Below are 24,677 nucleotides of genomic sequence, written 5' to 3' on the forward strand. Positions count from 1 at the left end.
TATGCCGGATGCCAAATCAAACAAGTCAGGCAACGTTAAGAAAACAGTAGGCATTTCTGCCCTAGCCTCTGTCGCCTTTTTTACCGTCGCCTCTAGCGTTATTCTGCTAACACCACTCAATGCTTATTTGGTGTGGGCACTGACCACTATCGCCATTATCTCTACGCTTATCGGCTTCATTTGCTATTGGGTGCTCATCAAACGCAGCGCAAAATCGCAACAAGAGTCTTTCGACAAAGAACTGATCCAGAAAAGAAAAAAGCAATTAGCAAACCATTTCAAGCGCATGATCAACGGGCAAAAACGCAAAACTCGCTTAACCAGCCGTTACGATCAACCGATTTATTTACTATTGAGTCAAAACCCAAACAAAGACAAAAGCATCATTACTCAAATGGGTTACGAAGCCTACAAGCTTGATGACTTCGGCAATGACATTGAATTCCCTGTTCTGTTTTGGGTTAGCGAGCATTCTATTTTAGTGTCGGTAAGTATGGGCGAAGACCAACATCCTGAATATCTAAAGACCCTCACTCAATCACTCACCGAATGGCGCCCGAGACAAGCTGCAAATGGTCTGTTGCTTACCACTGATGTATCGTCGCTGCTGGAAAACAATGAAAAAATAACGCAGCAAGCTGATGAGATAAAATCAACTATCAAGACATTTAATCAAGCATTCGGTGTCAGCCTACCGATTTATAACGTCATCTCCAATATGGGTAGCATCAGCGACTTTTGTCAGTTCTTCTCTGCTTTTGACGAATCAAAAAGGGATGAAGTATTCGGTGTCACAGCCCCTTACTCTGCTCACGGTGGTATCGATGCGAACTGGTATAATGATGAATACGATCATTTAATCAGTGAGTTGATCGCTAACATGAGCAATGCATTGGCTGGCCAGCTGAATCAAGATTATCGAAATTCTATTGCTAGTGCGCCTTTCCAGTTTGGACTATTGAAACAAAATCTTTGGCTGTTCCTCAATCGATTGTACCGAGGTGAACAACTCAGTGACGCACTGCAGTTCAGAGGCTTCTATTTCACTCATGATGGCCAAAGCTCTCCGCAATCAGACTTGCTAGCGAGTGCAGTATCTTTTTCTGTAGGTCACGAACACTATCAACAGAATGAGCAAATCCCTGTTAATCAGACCTTGTTTGCCCAATACCTCATGACACACGTGATTTTATCTGAACGCGAGTTGGTCGGCGTAAACAAGCGCAAAGAGAACACTTTGTTGGTTAACCAAGTACTATTCACGCTCTCTTGGGTTGGCTTACTCGCGGCTGTGTTGTTGGTAATTAAATTCGACTTTGACTTCCAGAACCAACGCGAGACCAGAGCTGATGTAATGCTTGAGCGCTACAAAGAAGCGATATCTGCCTCACCTTATGACATCGAGAATATGGCAGATAACATTCCGAACCTGTTTTCACTACAGCGAATCTATAACCTCTACAATCAGCCAGAGCCTTGGTATAGCTTGCCGTTTATGCCGAACCCTAGCATCAAGGAAGAAGTGGAAGAGGCCTATTTCACAGAGCTACAACAAGTGCTTATCCCTTCGATGGAAAATACGATCGAGAAAGACCTGTTTGTATATGTAAACTTAGAAGATCAATCACAAACGCTGTCTCTGCTTAATAACTACCGTTTACTTTTCAGCAAAGACAGAACCAATATCCAAGAGCTTAAAAACTACTACATTCGTACGCTGCAAGACCAAGGAGAAGCGGATAGCGTCAACATTGCTCAGCTTGAAGTACTGTTAAATGACATCTTTGCACGTAACTTGACGCCTATAAAATCGAATCATGACTTAGAGAGCCTCGCTAAGAAAGTGATTACCCAGACAGGTATTGAAACCCTGTTGTACGAACATATCCAAAGTTCTACGGCTTACGCAAAGCGGGTCGATATTCGTGGTGAGTTAGGTGATAATTTTGGCTCAGTACTCCAGTTCTCGCCAAGTTACGCCGGCTACTTAGTTCCTTATATCTACACACCGACAGGGTTTAACGAACTCGATTTATCGGTCAATTCCCCGACTCTTAAATCTGCATTGCAGTCTTATGAGGGCGTTGCTGGAGCTTACCCTAGCGCACTCGAGCTTCATCGAATCAGCAGAGAGTTAAAACAAACCTATCAGAATGATTACATTAACTATTGGCGTGATTTAGTTCGTAATGTCGAAGTCAAAGAAGTGGCCGATCCGACACAACTAAAAAACACGTTAACGAGCCTGTCGCAAGCCAGTAATAATCCACTAGTCAGTTTGTACTCGACGATCGCTAAGTACACCTATGTAGAACTAGAAATACCAGCTAAGAATGACAAGGAACAAGATCCTGCAAGCATGCCGATTCAAGATCCTGATAAAAAAGAATCCGCTCGCCAGATATCTCTTAGTTTCCAAGCATACAAAAAACAAGTTTCTGCCAATGACCAAGGTAAGAAGCCCATCGACAACCTACTGACAGCATTCATCAACGCGAAAAGGTGGGGAGACAAATTTTACGAGACCAAAGAGCCACAAAAGGTCGCCTTTGAAACACTGTCTGTGACGTTGCAAGCTGGTAATCCGATTGCATCACTATCAAGCCTGTCCAACAATCATTTAGCGGTCGCTGAAGAGCTGATTAATAAGGTGGTACATCAAAGCAATGAAACGGTGATGTCATTAGCTCACGATTACTTGAATACAGCGTGGTCAAAAGAAGTGTATCAACCTTACCAACAACGATTGGCTTCGTTTTATCCGTTCAACCGAAAATCCAAATCGGACGTGAGTGTTGCGGATGTTAAAGCATTCTTCGTGACTAATGGCATCGTTGATAAATTCTCTCAAACTCGTCTAAATGGATTCATCAAGGACAATGACGAAGCACCCTACTTACCGGGATTGCTACCAGGTACAGGGTTATCCATTACGCCAGAAGTTTGGACAATGATTGATAAGGCCGCTGACATACAGAATGCCCTATTCTTAGCTGATCCATCGAACATTCTGATCAATTTCCAACTGAAAGCCGTCGATATGACACCAAACATCACGGAATTTTCGATCATTTCGGATAAGCCTATCTTTACCTACCGTCATGGCCCAACACTATGGAGTCAACAATCATGGCAAGGTGATGCGAAGTTTATCGAGAAGTTAGGCATTCAACTTAATGCTCAGGATTCTACAATTGGCCAAAACACCGTAAAAGGGACATGGAGTTGGTTCCGCTTGTTTGAGCCAAACGTGAATTTCACATCCGCTCAAGATACTCAAGTTGAGTTTGTTTACGGTGACAGCAAAGTGAAGCTGACCATCAAAACTCAAGGTCAATCAAACCCATTTGTTCCCGGTTTCTTCTCTGGATTCTCACTGCCAAGTGGTATCTGATAACGCATTTTCAAACAGCTCGTCTTGTCCATCAAGGCGAGCTCAAACTTCTGAGGATGATATATTCTCAAAAACGGACTTGAACGATAAAAAGCTTCTGCAAGTGTTCAAGGCTCATGGATACACTAACCTCTCTCGTTTAAGTTCACGGGTTTTCAAAGCCCAACATCCTAGTTGGGGGCTGGTTACGATAAAATCTGCTCAAGAGCTAAAACACCGTCATTTCTTAAAACAAGAGGCGGAGTTCCTATATTCAAATACCAATTTCAATACCGACTCGAATAAAAAAGATATCTGGCCGAACTATTGTGATTATTTTTCTAGCCACAAGAGTGACTGTTTAGTTCTTTCTTACATGAATGGTAAAACACTGCTAGAGATACAAGCAGATTCAGATTTGGCGGAATGCTTACCCTCCCACTGGATTCGTACTTTAGAAGCTACGATTAACCAAGTCCACACGTTAGGTTTCGTTCATGGTGATATTAAGCCATCCAACATCGTATTCAGCCCGCAAGGCCAAGCCCAACTCATTGATTTTGGATCTGTTACTAAGATAGGCACGAAACGCGAACAGCTTCGATTTGAGAGTTACACGCCTAGATACTCTAGACAGCACTTGGTCACTAGCAAGCTTGACGATTGGTTCGCTCTTGCGGTTATGTTAGAGGAATGGATAGATGATTCAGCCGTCCTGCCAAGTCGATATGAAATTCTATTGAAGCAAAACCGGAATACCGAGCATACCGAGCATACCGAGCATACCGAGCATACCGAGCATACCGAGCATACCGAGCATACCGAGCATACCAGCAGGCAACAAAAAAGCGGATGACTGATCATCCGCCTTTTACATTCATTTAAGCACATTACGTCTTCGTTTGGTCTCGGTGGTTAAATAATTCAGATAGCTTTATTATTCAGGTACTAGGAGCGATTCTAGTCCACCAGCCACCGTGGCCGCCAATGCTTTGGGAGCAAGGCTTTCTTTTACGCTCTCTTTAATTGTGGTGCCATTGAAGAGATTTTTGACCTGCTGTTTACGCACTGCCTTAGTAAACGCTTTTTCATCGGTTCCCGGAATAAAGTTCGGTTCGCCACGCGCGGCATTTAACGCCTGCTTCACTCCCGGTTTATTACTCTCTAAAGCGATTTCGCTATTGGCAATAAACGCCTTAGCCTCTTCTTGCAATGTGGCATAAGCACTTAGAGTCGATTTCTGGAAAGATAACTTAATCACGGATGGGTCAGTGTTCACCTTACGGCCAAACTTACGCTTAATTCTTCGAGTTAAGCGAGTCCTCATATTCGGAGGTGGTGGCGTGATATCGGTAATTGAGAGAAAATTGTATGGCGAACTATAACAAGGCATACAAACCATGTAAGAAGCGATGACAGGGATCTCTTCCATCTTCATTTTGAACCAGTCTCGGAAAAAATTCGCGCCAATAACATCTCTCTTCTGATTAAGCATCACACACTCTTGCTTAAACTTACGAAACTTACGCTCCATGACCCATTTGTCGTATAAACCGCGGAAAAAATTGAAGATAGAAAGAACGGCTTTAACAATACTAGTTACGGTAGCACCAATTCCTGAGCTGGCTAAGTTAATCGCGATTACACCACCATGAGCCAGTGCAATCATTGAGTCTTCGATCGCAACAGCGCGAATCTCACCACGAATTTTATCAATCACATCAGCACCAACACGCGTCGTTGTCATTGAACTAAGGTGACGAGTTTTATGATTATTAACCGCTTTACCCAGCGCCGAGTAAATTCGTGTTGCCGCTTCTTTGATATCATCAATCGCAGGGGCTAGGTCGGCAAATATTCGTTTAACCAAACTAGGGATCATAGCGAGAATCTGAGCCTTAATATCATCCATCGCTATGCTAGTAATACTCTTCGCATAGTCCAAGAATTTTTCTTTTATCTGCTCGGTTATGTTTTCAATCAAACCCGCAAGGCTTGTTCCACTCCCTGTCACAGCCTCAGTAATGGTGCCGGTTAAGCTGTCAACTTCTGTTGCAGCGGCAACAGCAATTTTAACCTTATCAACTTTAGTCACACCCACCAAATCTGCATTCGCAAACAGCGATAGCATGTCTTTCTGAATGATGGTCAGCCCTGTATTCGGCATCGTACGTTCTCCCTGTAACAAGTCCACTTTAGATTTGAAAAGTTACTTGAACGACTAAGTACCTCTGAATGATTCAGTCTTAGCAAACTCGATCCTGAACTATTCAACCTTGATCGCACTACTACACAATCCATGTCGTTATTCTTTGTTAAATAAAGGTTAACATATAAAATATCTATTCATAGAAAGGGACTCCATTATTTCCTTTTAGATTCCAAAACCAATAATTAACCCTCCAGAAATCATGCATTTCCACCAAATTCCACTACGCTTTAAAAGCATAGAACATAGCAATCTGATTAAATTTTTTAGGGACGAAAAATGAATCAAATTACGACAGATAAACCCATTATTCTGGTTGTTGATGATATCCCAGACAACATCCATACACTCTCAGGGATCCTCAACGACGATTTTAAGATCAAAGCGGCGACATCTGGCGAAAAAGCATTAAAGATAGCTTCCTCCTCACCAAAACCTCATCTAATTCTTCTCGACATCATGATGCCGATTATGGATGGCTATGAAGTCTGCCGCCGACTTAAAAGCGACCCTGTCACCTCTGACATTCCAGTAATCTTTGTTACCGCCAAGACAGATGTAGTCGATGAGCAACGTGGTTTTGAATTGGGCGCCGTGGATTACATCACCAAGCCTGTTAGCCCACCGATTGTCAAAGCGCGGGTTGCTACCCATATTTCTCTGTATGACCAAAACTTGGCACTTTCTCGCAAAGTAAGGCAGAGAACGGAAGCTCTGGCAATGAGTCGATTGGAGATAATCCGCAAGCTCGGTCGTGCAGCGGAATACAAAGACAATGAAACGGGAATGCACGTTGTAAGAATGAGTTACTACTCGAAAATTCTTGCTCAACACTTGGACGTTAATGACGATTGGGTAGAACTTCTTTTCCAAGCCGCACCAATGCATGACATAGGGAAAATCGGTATCCCCGATTCCATATTAGGTAAACCAGGAAAACTGGATCCTGATGAATGGGAAATCATGCAAACACACGTCACCATTGGTGGTGACATTATTGGTGACAATGACTCTAAATTACTCAAGCTTGCGCAAGAAATTGCGCTCTATCATCATGAAAAATGGGATGGTAGTGGCTACCCTCACAAGCTATCCGGTGAAGATATCCCTCTCAGCGCGCGAATTGTAGCGATTGCCGACGTATTCGACGCACTGACCAGCGAACGCCCATACAAAGAAGCTTGGCCTATTCAAAAAGCCATTGAGCTGATTCAAGAACAAGCTGGCCATCATTTTGATCCTAACTTAGTGCCTATCTTCATAATTAAGCTCGACGAGATGTTAGCGATCAAAGACTCTTTTTCTGATGAACCAGAACGCTAAGTTCGCTGGTACTTTATCAATACAGGTATTTTATGAATACTGTTTCAAGATTTGCTAACGATTCGAAAATAATCTTAGTCTCTTTTCTCGTAGCAGCCATCGTGGTGTTTTCTGTCGCGGTAGGCGCTTGGATCAATCTCAACGATCGCTTCATCGGCGTTGAACAATACGCTTCCAGTACTCGCTTATTGACCTCACTCGATAAGCTCCGTGTTTATGAGTTGTCTTTCAGTAACGACTACAGCGAACCAGTCATCTCTAGCTTTGATCAAGAAGCAGAACAGACTGTGGGTCTAGCCAAAGATTATTCCGACCAATATGTAACGTCCCTTCCTATCAACTTGCTCACGGAATATTTGGTTCAATTCAAGCAATATGTCGACATTGTTGAGTTGAACCAATCAACTCGAACGCTTATGGACGAGCGCTCCAATGCCGCGACAGAGTTATTGCGAGAGATGAGGGATCTACACAATCAAGCGATCAATCAAAACAATCAGAAAACTCGCGGTCTACGACTAAACAGCGAAGAACTGACCAACGTTGCACTAAAAACCAGTCAACTTGCCACTCTAGCCGTTAACATACAAAATCTTGAAAAAGAGTATTTACTCGACGGCGACCTAAAGACTCACTCGTTAGTCAAACTTGAGATGCAAAAGGCTTCACGGCTCATTTCAGAGTTGCAAGAACAGATTTTGGATGACAAAGGACAACAACTCTTAGAGGTTGTAGATAAGGCAAAAAATCGCTATTACACCAACTTGGTTCAACTTCAGGGTGTACCCATCTCGTCGAAAAAACTAAGATCCTCGTTTATCAATCAGGTCACCCTGAGTGGTTCTGAGTTTTCTCGCTCGGTTGGTTTGCTCTATCAAACTAAACAGAATCAAGTCGCGGAATTGAATCATCTCGTTTCTCAATCTCAAGCAGAACTCTCTTCCCAATTGCTCATAGGGCAAGACCTATTGGCAATTCGCACGCTACTAAGCCGTTCAAATCGATTCAACCGAGATTTTCTGCTCGCAAATTCAAAGGAACAGAAGCTCATCGCCGACAAAGTGTCACATGTAATTAATGAGATGCAATCTAAATCAAGCAACGCACAACGACTGATTGCCTTGTACGCACCAGAGGTAAAAATTACTGCCTTTGACGACCATATCAGCGTTTATGAGGCACAATTCACTGAGTTAGTGAATTCACAAAGGCTGAGTCATCAGTTACTCAAGGCGATGGATGAGAGCTTCTTAGAATTTCGAGATTTCGTCTCTCAACGTCACCTTTCAGAAAGCGTCAATGTAAAAGACTCCTCTAGCGTGACGTTCCATTTAGCCATCGGTGGAATGATTTTCTTTGTGATTATTTTGTTGATGGGCTTGCTCGCTAACAAAGCGCATTCTGCGTTAGAAACCTTCGCGCACAGCCTAGCTGCTGCACGTGATGAAGCCGATGCCGCGAATCATGCAAAATCCGATTTTTTAGCTAATATGAGCCATGAAATTCGTACGCCAATGAACGCCATCATTGGTATGAGTTACTTAGCATTGAAAACAGATTTAACCAAGGCACAGCGTAACTACATTCACAAAGTGAAGCTCTCTTCCGATACCCTGCTAGGGCTAATCAATGACATTCTCGATTTCTCGAAAATTGAAGCAGGAAAACTCGACATAGAGAAAGTCGATTTCCATCTAGAGAATGTGCTCGACAACATAACTAACTTAGTCGGGCTGCGCGCGTCAGAACGAGGTCTAGAACTACTTATCCAAGTCGATAGAGATGTGCCGACCAATCTTATTGGCGACCCTTTAAGGCTTGGGCAAATATTGATTAACCTAAGTAACAATGCCGTCAAATTCACGGAACAAGGTGAAGTGAAGATCTCTATCTCTGTCGCGGAAAGGCAAGGCGATGATATCAAATTGAACTTTGCTGTTTCAGACAGCGGAATTGGTATGACACAAGAGCAAGCCGCTAAACTGTTCAATAAGTTCACTCAAGCGGATAGCTCTACCACTCGAAAATATGGCGGTACAGGCTTAGGCTTAGCGATCAGCAAAGAGCTCAGCCAATTGATGGGTGGAGACATTCACGTCTCAACAGAACTTGGTAAGGGCTCAACCTTTTCGTTTACGATTGCCACTCGCGTTAGTCACTCAATTCAGCAGCATCGAGTTGTCGTACCTACTTCAATTAACAATTTGAAAGTCTTGGTCGTCGACGATAACTCCAGTGCTCGTTTGATCATGGGCGATATTCTAGAGTCGCTCAAACTAACTCCAACGCTGAGTTCATCCGTTGATGAAGCGCTTGCTGAGTTACACACTGCCGACGCTCAAAGCCAACCATTCGATTTAGTGATATCGGATTGGAAGATGCCTAAGCGAGATGGTGTCGACTTACTTGAAGCACTAAACGTTGGCCAACCGTTAAGCATGATGCCTAAGATGATGATGTTGACCGCTTACGATCGAGAAGAACTTGCAGAAGCTATTCAACAACGCGGCTTTGAGATTCCAAGCATTCTCGACAAACCCATTACCTCCTCTCATCTCTATGATTCTATCGTTTCCCTCTATGGACTCGACTCAGACCGCGTATCTCGCAGCGAATTGGAACAACAGAATCAACTCGCTAACGTGCAACAACTGGCTGGAGCTAACATATTGCTGGTTGAAGACAATGAGATAAACCAAGAGCTCGCAACAGAGCTTTTAGAAGGGCAACAAATTAAAGTGACCATTGCAGAGAATGGTCAGCAGGCGATAGACCTTTATCAACAAGCCATAACTGACGACGTGCCTTTCGATGGTATTTTGATGGATTGCCAAATGCCAGTGATGGACGGTTACGAAGCAACCCAGCATATTCGTAACAAGATAAAAGACACACAAACCCCAATCATTGCGATGACAGCAAACGTGATGGAGCGGGATAAAGAAAAAGCACTCAACTGCGGGATGACTGACATTATCGCGAAACCGATTGATGTCGGCTCGATGTTCGCGACCTTAGCCAATTGGGTGTCGCCTTCTAACCCTGTGCAATTTAATGTTGCATTGCAAGAATCCCCTAACGCTCCACAAGAGAGCAACAACGCAGAAAAAGTGCCTGAGGCATTACCAATCATTAACGGTCTTGATACCAACATGGGATTAATGAGAGCGAGCAATAATCACACCTTATATACGAAGCTATTGAAACGATTTGTTGAAGCCTACTCTGATAAGAGCACCTTAACTGTCGAACTATCAAGTAGTGCTCAACAACGTTACTTGCACACTCTCAAAGGTGTGGCCGGTAACCTCGGAGCTAGCGACTTGCATAGTCTATGTGAAAACCTAGAGTCCGAAATCACCGATGACGACCTAAAAGAAAAAGTCATCAAAACCACGATTGAACTCAGCCAAGAGATCGCTAACTCGATCTGCCACACAACAGTCGCCACCGAGAATACACGTGGCCAGCAAGCAAAACCGGAGACATCGCCTAATCAGCCAAGTACTGAACTATACGGCCAATTATTAGAAGCGGTATCCAATGATGACACCGAAGCTCTTAACATTGTTCTTAACATTGAGGACTGTGCTGTGGTTGGGCTAACACCTTCGGAATTTAAAAGGTTGGAAAGCGCACTCGAGGAGTTCGATTTCGATAGCGCAACTGAGCTGCTAAAAGGCTCAACGCTGGCTAGTTCATCATGATCGAGAAACACTAAATATGTCATAAGTTACAAACTGTTAAAGAGAGCCCAAGTGGCTCTCTTTTTTCATCTGTCTCCAACAGTTAGGACATCCTCACCTCTCTGTGAACTTTATGCACTTTATTCACCCAATGTTCTTTATCCTCAATATCGCCGCATTAAAGACAATTCGTTAACACATCGTTAACTTTAACCTCATCTACTAAACACCCGATTCGTGTATTTAGTAGCTGGATATAAAACATAAGTTTCTCTCCATTGAAGAGATCCCCTACATAAGGAACGTGAACCATGTTCAAGGCACTGAAACCTACTCTTGCGGCTTCTATCATCGCAGCAACCTTTTCTTTTAACACTTTTGCTGCTGACGTAGAGAAAATCCACTTCCTAATCCCTGGCGGCGCTGGTGGCGGTTGGGATATGACGGCTCGTGGTACGGGTGATGTATTAGTGAAATCCGACATCGTAGAAAATGTCTCTTTTCAAAACTTGTCTGGTGGTGGCGGCGGTAAAGCCATTGCACACTTAATCGAGACGGCTCAACGTCAAGAAGACACGCTGATGGTGAACTCAACACCTATCGTTGTGCGCTCGCTGACCGGTATCTTCCCTCAATCTTTCCGTGACCTGACTCCGGTAGCAGCAACTATTGCCGACTATGGCGCAATCGTTGCGTCTGCTGATTCGAAGTACAACACTTGGGAAGACGTAGTAAAAGAATTTGAAAGCAACCCACGTAAAGTGAAAATCGCAGGCGGCTCGGCTCGTGGCAGCATGGACCACCTTGTTGTAGCGGCAGCGTTCAAAGGCGAAGGTTTTGATGCGAAGAAAGTACGTTACATTGCCTACGATGCTGGCGGTAAAGCGATGGCGGCACTGCTTTCTGGTGAAACACAACTGCTTTCGACAGGCCTTGGTGAAGTGCTAGAAATGTCTAAATCAGGCCAAGTAAAAGTATTGGCAGTAACGGCACCAAAACGTCTTGATGCGGCACCAAACATCCCAACACTAACTGAGTACGGCAACGAAACAGTATTTGCTAACTGGCGTGGCTTCTTCGCTGCACCAGGCACTAGCCAAGCAAAAATCGACGAGTGGAATGTAGCGCTTGGCAAAATGTACAAGACTGATGAATGGCAAGTGGTTCGTGACCGTAACGGTTGGATTGACAACTACAAAGCTGACAAAGATTTTTACGCCTTCCTAGAAGACCAAGAAAAACAGATGGGCGACCTAATGCGTGAGCTTGGTTTCTTGAAATAACCAGCAACCATAGAGGGTCTATGTGCCCTCTTACTCTTTCCTTGTTTCGCCGTACATGAGTTAACTTCAAACTCCTTTGTTTATTCGTAGACGTATTACTAACGCTTGCCGATTCGTTGTAAACGCAAGTGGCTGATAAACCAGTACCGTAATTCGCTTACCTTTGGTTAGTGATCCCAGACATTTCATTGACTCGCTCATGTACGGCTTTTTTATTTTCTATACCATCCCAAATGGAGTTGGATATGTCGGACTTACCAACCAAATTTTTGAGTAAGGAATCTTTGCTATCGAAAGATCGCATCGGAGCCATGATCTTTATGCTGGCGTGCTTGTGCTATGGCTACCAAACCACGCTAATTCCTTTGTTTCCCGGTGACGAGTACGAACCCTTCACTGCAAGAACTTTACCTACCCTATTAACGTTTATCGGCATCGGCCTGTCGTTGATCCTACTAGTTACAGGACAACCGGACCAGAAGGTTTCATGCGACACCACGCCGCTGAACTGGAAGCTGCTTATTGGCTTTTTAGTGTTAATGGCTTTGTACGGTGTTGGACTGACTTATCTTGGCTTTGTTTTAGCAACCAGCTTCTTCTTGCTTGCTGGCTTTTACCTATTAGGTGAGCGCCGTAAATCTGTTTTATTTGGCGCGTCATTTCCTTTCGTTATCGCGTTCTTTTTATTATTAACTCAAGGCTTAGATATCTACCTAGAGCCTGGCTTAATCTTCACTCTTTGGTAGGGATAACATTATGTTAGACGGAATTTTACAAGGACTTTCTACCGCTGTGATGCCAATGAACATCATGATGGTAATTGTGGGCTGCTTCGTGGGTACCTTCATCGGTATGCTTCCGGGGCTAGGTCCAATTTCAGCAATCGCGTTGATGATCCCGATTACATACGGCCTAGATCCTTCTTCTGGCTTAATCTTAATGGCAGGTGTGTACTACGGCGCAGTATTTGGTGGCTCAACGTCATCAATCTTAATCAATGCTCCAGGTTGTTCTTCAACAGTAGTAACCACGTTCGACGGCTACCCAATGGCACAAAAAGGCCAAGCTGGTAAAGCGTTGGCACTAGCAGCCTACTCTTCTTTCACTGGCGGTACGCTGTCAGCAATCATGCTTTTAATTGCAGCACCGGCTTTAGCAAGCGTCTCATTGAGCTTCCAGTCGTCAGACTACTTCGCATTGATGTTGTTAGGTCTATCGGCTGTAGCGGCGTTTGCAGGTCCAGGTCAGGTAATAAAGGCATGGATGATGACCATTCTTGGTTTGATGCTATCTACTGTTGGTATCGATAAAGGTGTTGGTGTTGAGCGTTTCACGTTTGGCCTAACAGACCTAATGGATGGCTTTAGTTTCCTACTTCTTGCTATGGCAACATTCGCTTTAGGTGAGACTTTAATGGGTATTTTGAAACCTGAGAAAGACACCAGCGGCGAAGAAAGCCAAAAGATGGCCGATATTGGCAGCATGAAAGTAACTAAAGAAGAGTTCAAAGAAGTCGCGCCCGTTTCGATTCGTTCTTCAATTCTTGGCTTCTTCACTGGCGTACTTCCGGGTGCTGGCGCGACTATCGCAGCTTTCTTAAGCTACGGCATGGAACGCAGCCTAGCGCCAAAAGACAAGCAGAAAGAGTTTGGTAAAGGCAGTATTCGTGGTCTTGTGGCTCCTGAATCAGCAAACAATGCAGCTTCAAGCGGTTCATTTGTACCGCTGTTAACACTCGGTATTCCGGGCTCTGGTACTACAGCAATCATGCTCGGTGCATTAATTGCCTACGGTATTCAGCCGGGGCCTCGCTTGTTCGTTGAGCACCCAGATGTATTCTGGTCGGTAATTATCTCGATGTACTTTGGCAACATCGTGCTGGTTATCTTAAACCTACCGTTGATCCCTTACATATCTAAACTGCTAGCGGTACCAAGAACGGTACTACTGCCAATGATTATCTTCTTCTCAATCACAGGTGTGTACTTGGTGTCTTTCAACACGATGGATGTGTTTGTGATGCTAATTGTGGCAATGGCGGCGATAGCGTTAAGGCTGGCCAACTTCCCGCTCGCACCGTTACTGCTTGGCTTCATATTAGGTGGTTTAATGGAAGAGAACTTGAGACGCGCACTGATGATCAGTGATGGTGAACTCAGCTTCCTTTGGGAACGCCCTATCACCATGACCTTCACTATTTTAGCGGTATTGGTTCTATCTAGTCCGATTCTGGTTAAGCTGTTCAAGAGCTTTAGAGCAAAGCCTGTTGAAGTGTAAACTTGGCTTAGCCTAGAAAACAAAACGAAATAAGGGAGCCTCAGGCTCCTTTTTTCGTATCAGCCCTTTGACAATAAACACAGCTCCAAGATGGTAGCAAACTCACAAACCCACCTCTTCACTGCACATTGCCCTGATATTAATAACAAAATCAAGTAAGGTGATTCATCATTTAACGCATTGGATTCTAAAACTATGGATTGGTTGATTCTATTCTTGTCAGGCGTGATCGGTGGCGTGTTGAATTCCATTGCTGGCGGAGGCAGCTTCATCACCTTCCCCGCTTTGTTATTCGCTGGCGTCCCTCCGATTGCGGCCAACGCGACCAATACCTTTGCTTCATGCGCTGGTTACATCAGTGGTGCTTACGCACTGCGCCACGAAATTCAATCTGGTACCAAACAACTCAAGCTCGTTGTTGGGCTATGCGTAATTGGCGGCGGCATTGGTGCATTTTTACTACTACATACGCCGGAAGCGCTATTTACCCAATCCGTACCTTGGTTATTACTGTTCGCCGCTCTGCTTTTTACCTTTGGTGGCACTCTCAACAAATGGCTAAAGAAAGTAACCGCTAGACATAAGCACGCCACCAGCGCAGGCGCGTTCTTTTCAGCTGTATTGCTTTTGATCGTGTGTGTTTATGGTGGTTATTTTAATGCAGGCTTAGGTATTGTGACATTGAGCTACTTGGCACTGGCAGGGTATACCAATATCAACGTGATGAATGGCATCAAATTGTTGGTATCAGCATGCGCATCACTCGCGGCAATCGTATTCTTTGTTGTGAATGGTTCGATTGATTGGCCGTCAGGCATGGCCGTTTTGTTTGGGACATTGGTCGGTGGTTACTATTCAGCAAAAGTTTCTCGTCGTATCCCACAACAATATGTTCGCACCACAGTGATCATCGCAAGCTTTTTGATCACCGCTTACTTCTTCTATGCTAACTAGGTTCTATACCAACTAGCTTTTACTCGAACTACTTCGTGCAGCAATCACGGTTTTCGTTAGCAAACCACAACGTAAATCGTTAAGCATTAAGAAGTGACAAAGCCCACGACTGGTTATTTTATGAACCATAAAATAACCAAGCCAAAATGTGTGAGACGAGCCCTTTAATTAGCAAATTTGATAACAATTTAGACTGTTTTTTAGCCTTTATTTTGCCAAAGGTGGGATAATTCTCCTGTCGAAAGTGAGACTTCATTAGGAGGCGTTATGAACATTAAACTCGGTCATGTCATGTCATCAAGTCGACTCATTTGCTTTGTCGCTTTTCTTGCTGCCACATTCGCGTGGATTCTGAAAATGCCCGCTCTGTTTTCTGTGTCAGCGCTCTTCTTACTGATCAGCGCCATTGTCTATGGCGTTGACCTTTGGAAGAATCAAAGAAAGAACCGCGAAGCTTAAGGCGAACGACTAAAGCGACACGCATTAAAAAAGGAGCACTTAGGCTCCTTTTGTATTTTATGCTTATCGCTTTAGCTGATTAGGCTATTTCGACGGCTTTTCTAGCGACGCCTTTTTATTAGCGAAAGCCTTACTTAACGACGCCTTTCGATTAACGACGCCCTTTTGCTAGCGACGGAAATTACGACCGTTGCCGCCACGACGCTCTTTAAATGCAGACGCCGCTTTAGCTTGTGATGCTAGAATCGATTCAACCGTTAATTCCATTGGCTCACGAGGCTCTAACCCGTGACGGAATGTACGTGAACGCGGAGGCATCTGGTATTCGATATCTGAAGCTTTAGGCATGCGCTTGAAACGGTAAAGGTAGAAATTCTCTACTTTCTCACGAGCCCACTCTGTTTTCTTCAAGTATTTAACGGCACTTGCTACTGTCGGCTTAGTGTTAAAACAGTTCATGCGCATTGCTGCATCCAAAATTTCCCAACCGTAATGCTCCACTAATTCGTTGATCATGGTATCTAGTTTTAAGCCATGCAGTGGGTTGTTTTGTTGCAGTTCGATTCTTTCTTCTTCAGTCATAACATTACCTTTTCCAAGGCAACTAAAGGCCTTGAATTTACTCTAGAACACCGTCATCACTGACCGCTTCTAGCTCAATCATTTGGGCATATCATCCATTGCCCTTATCTATGCCTTTATGATGGCATAAAGCATGCTCGTTATCCTATTTATCTTTCAATTTAATTTTAAAATGGTCACTTACCATCCTGATGTTGCGTGTAATACAGCCGCCCCTCCTAAAAAGGGTCTCTTTTAAAGATCCACCAAACTCGCTCAAGTTAACAAAAACCATGATAGAAGAATGAAATATCCCTACTTTACCAATGGAATTTAAACTTATTAGAACGCAGTGTTGCTAATTAACAGCGAGGTGCTATGTTAGAAGTGGTATAGAAACCTACTAATAATGATATTAAACAATGATATAACTATAAATAAAGGTTGGCTTTGACCATGTTTGACTACTCCCAAATCAGCAGAGTAGCCGCCCAAGATAAAGATATTATCGTTATCGTTGATGATCTCTTTCGGCTAGCTCGCGAACATTACCCCATTCTGTCTCGGCTTTCGGTCGTGCTATGCAATGAAAATAGAGCATCGAATTATTTTGTTTCGGATACTCTGTGCCAAGAAGCCGAGCATCGCTACATCGAGCAAGAACTTAAGCCAGAATCAGCTTTATCTAGAATGGCAGAGTCTTTAGATACTCGAATCATCCACGACCTCACCACCATTAGCCCAACCAAACAAATATCTCACCTGCTCGATATCGGTCATCAAAGCAGTTACACAACACCTATTCATCACCAAGAAAGTAATCTTGGGTTTGTGTTTATCAATGCTTCATCAGCGGGGTTCTTTGCTAACCAAACTATCCAGTGTGATATCGCTTATCTCACTCAAGTGATCTCTAGCCTTTTCGTTCAATGGTTTGAGCGCCAACGTCACTTTCAATCCTCTTTAGCGATTGCTTTAAACATGGGTCATGCGAGAGACCCAGAGACTAAAGAACACCTCATTCGCATGGGTAAATACAGTGAACACATTGCTCGTACTCTGTCGCACAGCAAGGAAGAAATAACGCACCAATTCATTCACCGAATTCGGCTGTATGCGCCCTTTCACGACATAGGTAAATATCGAATTCCAGATAAAGTGCTATTCAGTAGCGCACGCTTTAATGAAGAAGAACGAGCCGTCATGGACAACCACACCTTGTACGGTGAAGAGATGATTAACAATGTGGTTGCCCTATCATGCCATAGCGCTATGTGTTCTGAGGAAATCCAATTCATTAAAAATATCGTACGTCATCATCATGAAAGGTTTGATGGCACAGGGTTGCCCGATGCTTTGAGTAACACAGCGATACCGCTCGAAGCACGCATCGTGACATTAGCCGATGTATTCGATGCGCTGATGAGCAAAAGAGCCTATAAGCACGCGTGGACACTCGATGAAGTCATGGATTACATTGAGGCTCACTCGGGTTCGATGTTCGACCCTGAGTGTGTTGTGGCTCTTAAACAGAACCTAGATGGCTTTATAGCAATTAGGGAACAATACAATGACGATGTTCAACCGCACGTCATGACAGCTTGAACTGTGATGCCTTGAACTGTAACGCCTTGGTTGTGTAGACCAAAGAAAACGCGAACCAACAAAAAAGGATGCCAATTGGCATCCTTTTGTTTTCTAGTTTTCAGCTGAAAGAACGAACGTGTTCTTTACTGATTCTAACTAACGATTATACGTCGTAAGTTGTAGAAGCAGTGTCGCCGCCTGTACCAGTCCAGTTTGTGTGGAAGAATTCACCACGTGGACGGTCAGTACGCTCATAAGTGTGAGCACCGAAGTAGTCACGTTGAGCTTGTAGAAGGTTCGCTGGAAGACGAGCTGTAGTGTAGCCGTCTAGGAACGTTAGTGCAGAAGTCATACATGGCATTGGGATACCAGATTCCATAGACTTAGCTGCAACTTTACGCCAAGCGCCCATGCAGTTGTCTAGGATGCCTTTGAAGTATGCATCTGAACCTAGGAAAGCGATCTCTGGGTTCGCTTCGTAAGCATCACGAATGTTGCCTAGGAATGCAGAACGGATGATACAACCGCCACGCCACATAAGTGCAACGTTACCGTAGTTTAGATCCCAGCCGTTTTCGTTCGACGCTTCACGCATTAGCATGAAACCTTGAGCGTAAGAGATGATCTTAGAAGCAAGCAGAGCCTGACGGATTGCATCAACCCACTCTTGCTTGTCGCCTTCAACTGGAGCAACAGTCTTGCCGAACAGTTTCTCAGCTTCAACACGTTGATCTTTAAGTGCAGATAGGCAACGAGAGAATACAGACTCAGTGATTAGAGTCAGTGGGATACCCATGTCTAGTGCGTTGATACCTGTCCATTTGCCTGTACCTTTTTGGCCAGCAGTGTCTAGGATCTTCTCAACTAGCGCTTCACCGTCTTCATCTTTGTAGCCAAGGATGTCAGCAGTGATTTCTACTAGGTAGCTGTCTAGCTCAGTTTTGTTCCAGTCGGCAAATACAGCCTGCATTTCGTCGTGGTTCATACCTAGGCCATCTTTCATGAACTGGTATGCTTCAGTGATAAGCTGCATGTCACCGTATTCGATGCCATTGTGAACCATCTTAACGAAGTGACCAGCACCGTCGTTACCAACCCAATCACAACAAGGCTCACCCGCGTCAGTTTTCGCAGAGATACCTTGGAAGATAGGCTTAACCGCTTCCCAAGCTTCAGGAGAACCGCCTGGCATAATAGAAGGACCGAAACGAGCGCCTTCTTCACCACCAGAAACACCCGTACCGATGAAGTGGATGCCTTTCTCACGAAGAGCAGCAACACGACGGTTAGTGTCTGGGAAGTTAGTGTTACCACCATCAATGATGATGTCGCCTTTATCTAGAAGTGGTACAAGCTTGTCGATGAACGTATCTACAACGTCACCAGCACGAACCATAAGCATCACTTTACGTGGCGCTTCTAGCTTCTCAACTAGCTCTTCTAGAGAGTAAGCACCAACAATGTTAGTACCTTTAGCTGGGCCTTCTAGGAACTCGTCTACTTTCGCAGCAGTACGGTTGTGAGCCACAACTTTGAAGCCGTGGTCGTTCATGTTTAGGATAAGGTTCTGACCCATTACTGCTAGGCCAATTACACCGATATCACCTTTCATTATTTTATCTCCTTGCGGCTATTCGCACTTATGCGATAGCACTTGCTGCATTTGAATCTAGGAACCACTCTGTTTCGCCAGTTTTAGACTGGATTTTCGCTGCCGGGTAAGGCAGTTCTGAAGCAGGAGTTGTATGAATTTCTTTAACGATCTCAACTTTACCTGCACCCAGTACTAGGTAGCTGATTCGTTTTGCTGCTTCTAAAACTTTCGCTGTTTTAGAAACACGGATCTGGCCCGACTCTGGGTGAGAAGCTAATACAGATAGGTTCTCATCTTGGTAGTCAGTTGCACCCGGGAATAGTGAAGCTGTGTGGCCGTCTGCGCCAACACCTAGCAGGATCCAATCGAAAACAGGCGTGCCGTTTTCTGTTGGAATCACGTCTGCCATTTCTTTCGCGAAACGCTCTGCTTCTGCTTTTGGCTCATCTTCACCACGAATGCGGTGGATGTTCTCTGCAGGAAGGTTTACCTGAGTAAACAACAATGCGTTTGCTTCGCCGTAGTTGCTTTCCGCGTCGTCTGGTGCCACGCAACGTTCGTCGCCCCACCAGAAATGAAGGTTATTCCATTGAATGCCTTCTGCGTATGGCGCTTGAGCTAAAAGCTTGAAAAGCATTTTTGGCGTGCTGCCACCCGACAATGAAATGTGAACAGGTTTGCCCTGCTCGCTGTAAGCTTTCATTTCGTTTGCTAGGTTTTCAACGACTAATTCAGGCGTTGCAAAGATCTTGTGATTGATCATAGTTCGCAGTAATCCGTGTCTGTTAAGTTTTTGCATGGGAAACGCCATGCGCGGCCATCACGTTGCAGAAGCTCATCGGCTTCTTGTGGGCCCCAAGTACCACAAGCATAGCCAAACAGTGCTTGAGGATCTTGCTTGAAATCTAAGATCGGTTGAACGTACTTCCAACATGCTTCTACTGCATCGGTACGTGCAAACAGAGTCGCATCGCCGTTCAGTGCATCAAGAAGAAGACGCTCATAAGCCGTTAGCATTTGAGTTTCAGGCAAGTCAGAGTAAGAGAAGTTCATTTTCACTTCTTTTGCTTTAAAACCTGCACCTGGCTCTTTCAAACCAAAGCTCATCTGAATACCTTCATCCGGTTGGATACGGATAATCAGCTTGTTCTCTGGTGCATCTTGACCAAACACTGGGTGTGGCGTGTTCTTAAAGTGAATCACGATTTCAGTCACACGTGTTGGTAAGCGTTTACCCGTACGTACGTAGAAAGGAACCCCATTCCAACGCCAGTTGTTGATGTGTGCTTTAAGACCAATGTACGTTTCAGTACGAGAGTCATCTGCTACACCATGCTCTTCACGGTAACCAGGCAAATGCTGACCACGAACGTCTGACGCTGTGTACTGACCTAGAACCAAATCTTTACGTAAGTCGTCTTCTTCCAGTGGTTTCAGACACTGAAGTACTTTAACCACTTCGTCACGAATAGAATCTGCATTGATTTGAGCAGGTGGCTCCATACCAACCATTGCTAACACTTGTAGCAGGTGGTTTTGGAACATGTCACGAACTGCACCAGAACCATCGTAGTATCCGCCACGCTCTTCAACGCCAAGGAACTCAGCACCTGTGATTTCAACGTATTCAATAAAGTTACGGTTCCACAGTGGTTCAAACATCGCGTTTGAGAAACGAAGCACTAGAAGGTTTTGTACCGTTTCTTTGCCAAGGTAATGGTCGATACGGTAGATCTGGTGTTCTTGGAAGTGATGATGGATCTCTTCATCCAGCGCTTGAGCTGATGCTAGATCGTAACCAAATGGCTTCTCAATGATCAGACGACGCCAGCCGTTCTTCTCATCGTTCAGGCCATGTGCAGCAAGGTTTGCTGGAATCACACCGTAAAGGCTTGGCGGGGTTGCCAAGTAGAACAATGTGTTATGGTTTTCGAATTGGTAGTCTTGCTCAAGCTTATCCAGACGTTGAGCTAGACGAGCGTAATCGTCTACATCTGAAGTGTTGATCGCTTGGTAATGCAGATGTTCAATAAATGCATTCAGCGTCTCTGGCTCAGTTTTTTCCATTTCCTGAAGAGACTTCTTCAGCTTCTCACGGTAAGACTCGTCGCTGTACTCAGTACGGCTCACTCCAAGAATCGCAAAGGATTCTGGAAGTTGATTGCTAGCATACAGGTGGTACAAAGCAGGAATTAACTTGCGGTAAGTTAGATCTCCCGACGCACCAAAAATAACGATGCTGCTGTTTTCAGGTATTACCATCATCTTTCCTATAAAAACAAGGTTTTTAGTATTCGCCAAAGGTATCAGCGACATACGAAAATAGATAATAGGTCTTAGCTATTACATCAATAGCGAGTGCCTATTACACTTGAGAATGCGTTTGGTAAACGAGGGTGAATGCTATCACCTCTATTCGGGACAGTATTGTCTATGAGTATTTGATTTACATCAACCACTGTGAAAGCAATCGATTAAATATTGACTCATTTCGAACAAATTCTAATCGATAGCGAAGTTAACAAAGGTCGAAATAGCAGTAAATCGGCATTCTCAAACATTGTAGTAAAGAAAGAATGCCATCTGGTCTGTGGAGTGAGTGGTAGATTGGTGTTAAAAAGTAAACCGTTCTTATTCAACTTGTTTTACAGTTGAAATATGACAGGATTGTGTCTGTTGTTATCTGTCTTGGGGAAGTCACATTTGCTGAGCGCGACTACTTTCTCGGCTTGTTATAGCAACGTTCAGGTCGCCCTACTGTGCCATAGTTTAAGTCAGCCACTAACTCGCCAGTTGTGATGAGAAATTCCAAATAGCGTCGAGCTGTCGTTCGGCTTGCTCCAATGCGTTCGCCTGCCTCATCAGCTGTAATATCAGCGATGTCGGTTTGCTGAAAAATGGCTCTAATTTTATCAAGCGTTACACCATCGATCCCTTTAGGTAACGTAGAAACCTTTCGAGAATCTGCCTTGGCATTGGCTTGCAGCATCTTGTCGACCAAGCCTTGGTTTAAGTCAGACACACTTTCAAACTCTTGCTGCTGTGACTGATACTTTTTCAGTGCCGCTTCCAAACGGGGAAACATCACAGGTTTCAGTAGATAGTCGACGACTCCACCGCGCATCGCTTGCTGAAGGGTGTCGACGTCTCGAGCTGCGGTAATCAGAATCACATCACAGCCCTGATTACTGCCACGAACATGGTTCAAAATATCAAGTCCGCATCCGTCCGGTAGATACACATCCAATAAAACCAAATCAGGCTTTAAGATATCTAACTGCATCAACGCTTCGGACTGTGTGGTCGCAATCCCGACCACATCAAAGCCTCCCATCTGTTCTAAATAACGATGGTGAAGCTCTGCAATCGCAATATCATCTTCAATGACCATGACTCTCGTGATTGCGTTCATTTATGTTCTTCCTTTAACCATTGTATTCCTGTCACAACGATCTTCAGTCGATCGCTCCGTGCTCAATTATTATTGTTGTTCTTCTTTCGGTAAATACACCGTCATGCGTGACCCAAAATCAGGGTTATCAACCATTTCTAGCTGCCCTTGATAACGGTCAGCAAGCTGCTTAATAAGGTACAAACCAACACCTCGGTTCTGCTTCGCTTTACTCGATACGCCTTTTTCGGTAAGCGCATTGGTTGCCAAGTGTTTTGGCAGACCACAGCCCTTGTCTTCGACTTCCACTATGATTTCATTGCCGAAATCACTGATCGACACATCGATTACGCGGCGAGCTGGTGCAATTTGTCCTTCTTGTTTAATCGCCATCATGGTGGCATCAAACGCGTTATCAATGAGGTTGCCAAGAATCGTCACGACATCCTCTGCGTTTAACCAAACGGGTAATGCCTCAAGCCTTGATCCCTCTTCAACTTTAAGCTCTAACCCAATCTCTCGAGCTCGTTCTGTTTTGCCTAAAAGCATGCCTGCAATAAGAGGGTCTTTCACCGTCTCTCTTAAGAACTCTATTAAGCTCTGGTAATGAGCGGTTTCTTGACCAATCAATTGTTGAACAGAGTCCAGCTCGCCCATTTGAATCAAGCCACTGATCGTATTGAGCTTGTTTTGATGTTCATGCGTTTGCGAACGAAGTAAGTCTGCATACTCTTTAGTTTGAGAAAGCTGATCGGTTAAATCGTTAATCTCATCTCGTAATCGGAAACTCGACACCGCACCAACCACTTCACCCGCCACTATAATTGGGCTGCGGTTGGCAATGATTCGCTTATTGTTCAGGTACAATTCAACATCATGATCAGTGTCACCCGTTGATAACAGCTGCTCTAAGTCACTGCCCACCAACACATCTGATAGACGTTGCTGATTGAGTGCTTTATCTCGGTCTATAGACAAAATATCGCAAGCGCTTTTGTTTATTGAGCGCAAAATACCGTTCTTATCAATGCTCAAAATACCTTCTTTCACGGTACTCATAGTCACATCAAGTTCTACATATAAGCGACCTATCTCTTCAGGCTCAAAGCCTAAAATAGCGCGCTGAAAACGACGAGAAACATAGCTTGAAATCACCGCATTGACGGCAACCACCAGCAACGCCATCACAATCAAAAAGGCTAAGTAAGGTTCGATTCGATCTTGTAAAGAATCCAATAGATAACCTACCGACACTACCCCAATAACGGTACCTTGGGTGTCTTTTACCGCAGATTTACCACGGACAGAGAAGCCAAGTGAACCTTTAGCCGTCGACACATAAGACTCGCCTAATATCAGCGCTTTTTGGTTGTCACCACCGCGCATTGGCTTACCCAGCCTATCGTCATAAGGGTGAACCAGACGAATGCCTTTTTCGTCACCGACAACAATAAACGCAGCGCCAATCAGTTGAGTGAGGTTTCGGAATTTAATTTGAGTTTCGTCGGATACAACATAAGGAGCACCATTGGGATCAATGGTTCCGTTTTGTTGGATAGCACGCAAGACAACTGGAGACTCGGCAAGAAAATCGGCAACACCTAGTGCTTTCAAACCCATCTCTTGTTCTTGAGATTGTTTGATATAAGAAAAGCCGGCTGCTGATAGTATTAATAGTTCAACAAGGCCAGTCACCGTCATGATAATCAGCAACCTTTTTCGAAAGCTGACATTACTCCATTTCATACAAAACCGTCCCTAGTGCTTAATCATCAATGTTAACACCAAGTTAAAGGTATAGCCTTTTTGCTTATGCGAATTTGTGACTGTTACTCAACTAAATTATTGAGCGGATTGTTAATTGATATTCCTTTACGTTATGCAACCAGATTGGCTGTTCATTTTTAGAACTGATTAGCTCTAAAAGACAAATAAACGAGTAAATATTGAGCTAGATCACTAAGCTTTTAGGTGTTTTTT

17 protein-coding genes are annotated in these 24,677 nt (G+C 44.2%); 10 read left to right on the top strand and 7 right to left on the bottom strand.

The window, feature by feature from the left end; translation table 11 throughout:
- Position 1 precedes the first annotated feature (1 nt).
- Positions 2-3,394, top strand: a complete 3,393-nt coding sequence (gene tssM, locus QWZ07_RS14815) for a type VI secretion system membrane subunit TssM (protein ID WP_192853865.1) — start codon at positions 2-4, stop codon at positions 3,392-3,394.
- A gap of 103 nt (positions 3,395-3,497) precedes the next feature.
- On the top strand, positions 3,498-4,229 hold the full coding sequence (locus QWZ07_RS14820; RefSeq protein ID WP_261891364.1) for a protein kinase domain-containing protein: 732 nt from the start codon (positions 3,498-3,500) through the stop codon (positions 4,227-4,229).
- 81 nt (positions 4,230-4,310) lie between these two features.
- Here the strand turns inward: QWZ07_RS14820 and QWZ07_RS14825 are convergent, their stop codons facing one another.
- Positions 4,311-5,540: a hypothetical protein gene (locus QWZ07_RS14825; protein ID WP_192853866.1), complete on the bottom strand. Its 1,230-nt coding sequence runs from the start codon at positions 5,538-5,540 to the stop codon at positions 4,311-4,313.
- Positions 5,541-5,861: 321 nt separating this feature from the next.
- Between QWZ07_RS14825 and QWZ07_RS14830 the strand changes: the two genes are divergently transcribed.
- The 7 genes from QWZ07_RS14830 to QWZ07_RS14860 all read left to right on the top strand — a co-directional run bounded on the left by QWZ07_RS14830 (position 5,862) and on the right by QWZ07_RS14860 (position 15,564).
- Positions 5,862-6,905, top strand: a complete 1,044-nt coding sequence (locus QWZ07_RS14830; protein WP_192853868.1) for a response regulator — start codon at positions 5,862-5,864, stop codon at positions 6,903-6,905.
- Positions 6,906-6,937: 32 nt separating this feature from the next.
- Positions 6,938-10,612, top strand: coding sequence for a response regulator (locus QWZ07_RS14835; protein ID WP_192853869.1), 3,675 nt, complete (start codon positions 6,938-6,940; stop codon positions 10,610-10,612).
- 290 nt (positions 10,613-10,902) lie between these two features.
- Positions 10,903-11,874, top strand: coding sequence for a tripartite tricarboxylate transporter substrate binding protein (locus tag QWZ07_RS14840; RefSeq protein ID WP_009846588.1), 972 nt, complete (start codon positions 10,903-10,905; stop codon positions 11,872-11,874).
- A gap of 245 nt (positions 11,875-12,119) precedes the next feature.
- Positions 12,120-12,620: a tripartite tricarboxylate transporter TctB family protein gene (locus QWZ07_RS14845; RefSeq protein ID WP_065111250.1), complete on the top strand. Its 501-nt coding sequence runs from the start codon at positions 12,120-12,122 to the stop codon at positions 12,618-12,620.
- 10 nt (positions 12,621-12,630) lie between these two features.
- Positions 12,631-14,151: a tripartite tricarboxylate transporter permease gene (locus QWZ07_RS14850; protein ID WP_192853870.1), complete on the top strand. Its 1,521-nt coding sequence runs from the start codon at positions 12,631-12,633 to the stop codon at positions 14,149-14,151.
- 195 nt (positions 14,152-14,346) lie between these two features.
- Complete coding sequence (locus tag QWZ07_RS14855) at positions 14,347-15,105, top strand: sulfite exporter TauE/SafE family protein (RefSeq protein WP_192853872.1); 759 nt, start codon at positions 14,347-14,349, stop codon at positions 15,103-15,105.
- Between the two features lie 267 nt (positions 15,106-15,372).
- A complete protein-coding gene (locus tag QWZ07_RS14860; RefSeq protein WP_009846584.1) occupies positions 15,373-15,564 on the top strand; it encodes a hypothetical protein in 192 nt (63 codons plus the stop codon).
- Between the two features lie 168 nt (positions 15,565-15,732).
- On the opposite strand, the gene QWZ07_RS14865 is transcribed toward QWZ07_RS14860, so the two are convergent.
- Positions 15,733-16,146, bottom strand: coding sequence for a VF530 family protein (locus QWZ07_RS14865; protein ID WP_192853873.1), 414 nt, complete (start codon positions 16,144-16,146; stop codon positions 15,733-15,735).
- 423 nt (positions 16,147-16,569) lie between these two features.
- On the opposite strand from QWZ07_RS14865, the gene QWZ07_RS14870 reads away from it, so the two are divergent.
- A complete protein-coding gene (locus tag QWZ07_RS14870; protein WP_192853874.1) occupies positions 16,570-17,730 on the top strand; it encodes an HD-GYP domain-containing protein in 1,161 nt (386 codons plus the stop codon).
- Between the two features lie 145 nt (positions 17,731-17,875).
- Here the strand turns inward: QWZ07_RS14870 and gnd are convergent, their stop codons facing one another.
- From gnd to QWZ07_RS14895, 5 genes are all read right to left on the bottom strand, one after another.
- Positions 17,876-19,324, bottom strand: a complete 1,449-nt coding sequence (gene gnd / locus QWZ07_RS14875; protein ID WP_004733587.1) for a decarboxylating NADP(+)-dependent phosphogluconate dehydrogenase — start codon at positions 19,322-19,324, stop codon at positions 17,876-17,878.
- Positions 19,325-19,352: 28 nt separating this feature from the next.
- Positions 19,353-20,069 carry a 6-phosphogluconolactonase gene (pgl, locus tag QWZ07_RS14880; RefSeq protein WP_065104019.1) on the bottom strand — a complete coding sequence of 239 codons (717 nt, stop codon included), beginning with the start codon at positions 20,067-20,069 and terminating at the stop codon, positions 19,353-19,355.
- Positions 20,066-21,568, bottom strand: coding sequence for a glucose-6-phosphate dehydrogenase (gene zwf / locus QWZ07_RS14885; protein WP_065104020.1), 1,503 nt, complete (start codon positions 21,566-21,568; stop codon positions 20,066-20,068). The genes pgl and zwf overlap by 4 nt, the downstream gene beginning before the upstream one ends.
- Before the next feature lie 454 nt (positions 21,569-22,022).
- Complete coding sequence (locus QWZ07_RS14890; protein WP_102291114.1) at positions 22,023-22,718, bottom strand: response regulator; 696 nt, start codon at positions 22,716-22,718, stop codon at positions 22,023-22,025.
- A gap of 69 nt (positions 22,719-22,787) precedes the next feature.
- Positions 22,788-24,443 (bottom strand): ATP-binding protein, encoded by a 1,656-nt coding sequence (locus tag QWZ07_RS14895; RefSeq protein WP_435434141.1) that lies wholly within the window; start codon positions 24,441-24,443, stop codon positions 22,788-22,790.
- Positions 24,444-24,677: the final 234 nt, after the last annotated feature.

This window comes from Vibrio lentus, from assembly GCF_030409755.1.
Lineage (GTDB): Bacteria > Pseudomonadota > Gammaproteobacteria > Enterobacterales > Vibrionaceae > Vibrio > Vibrio lentus.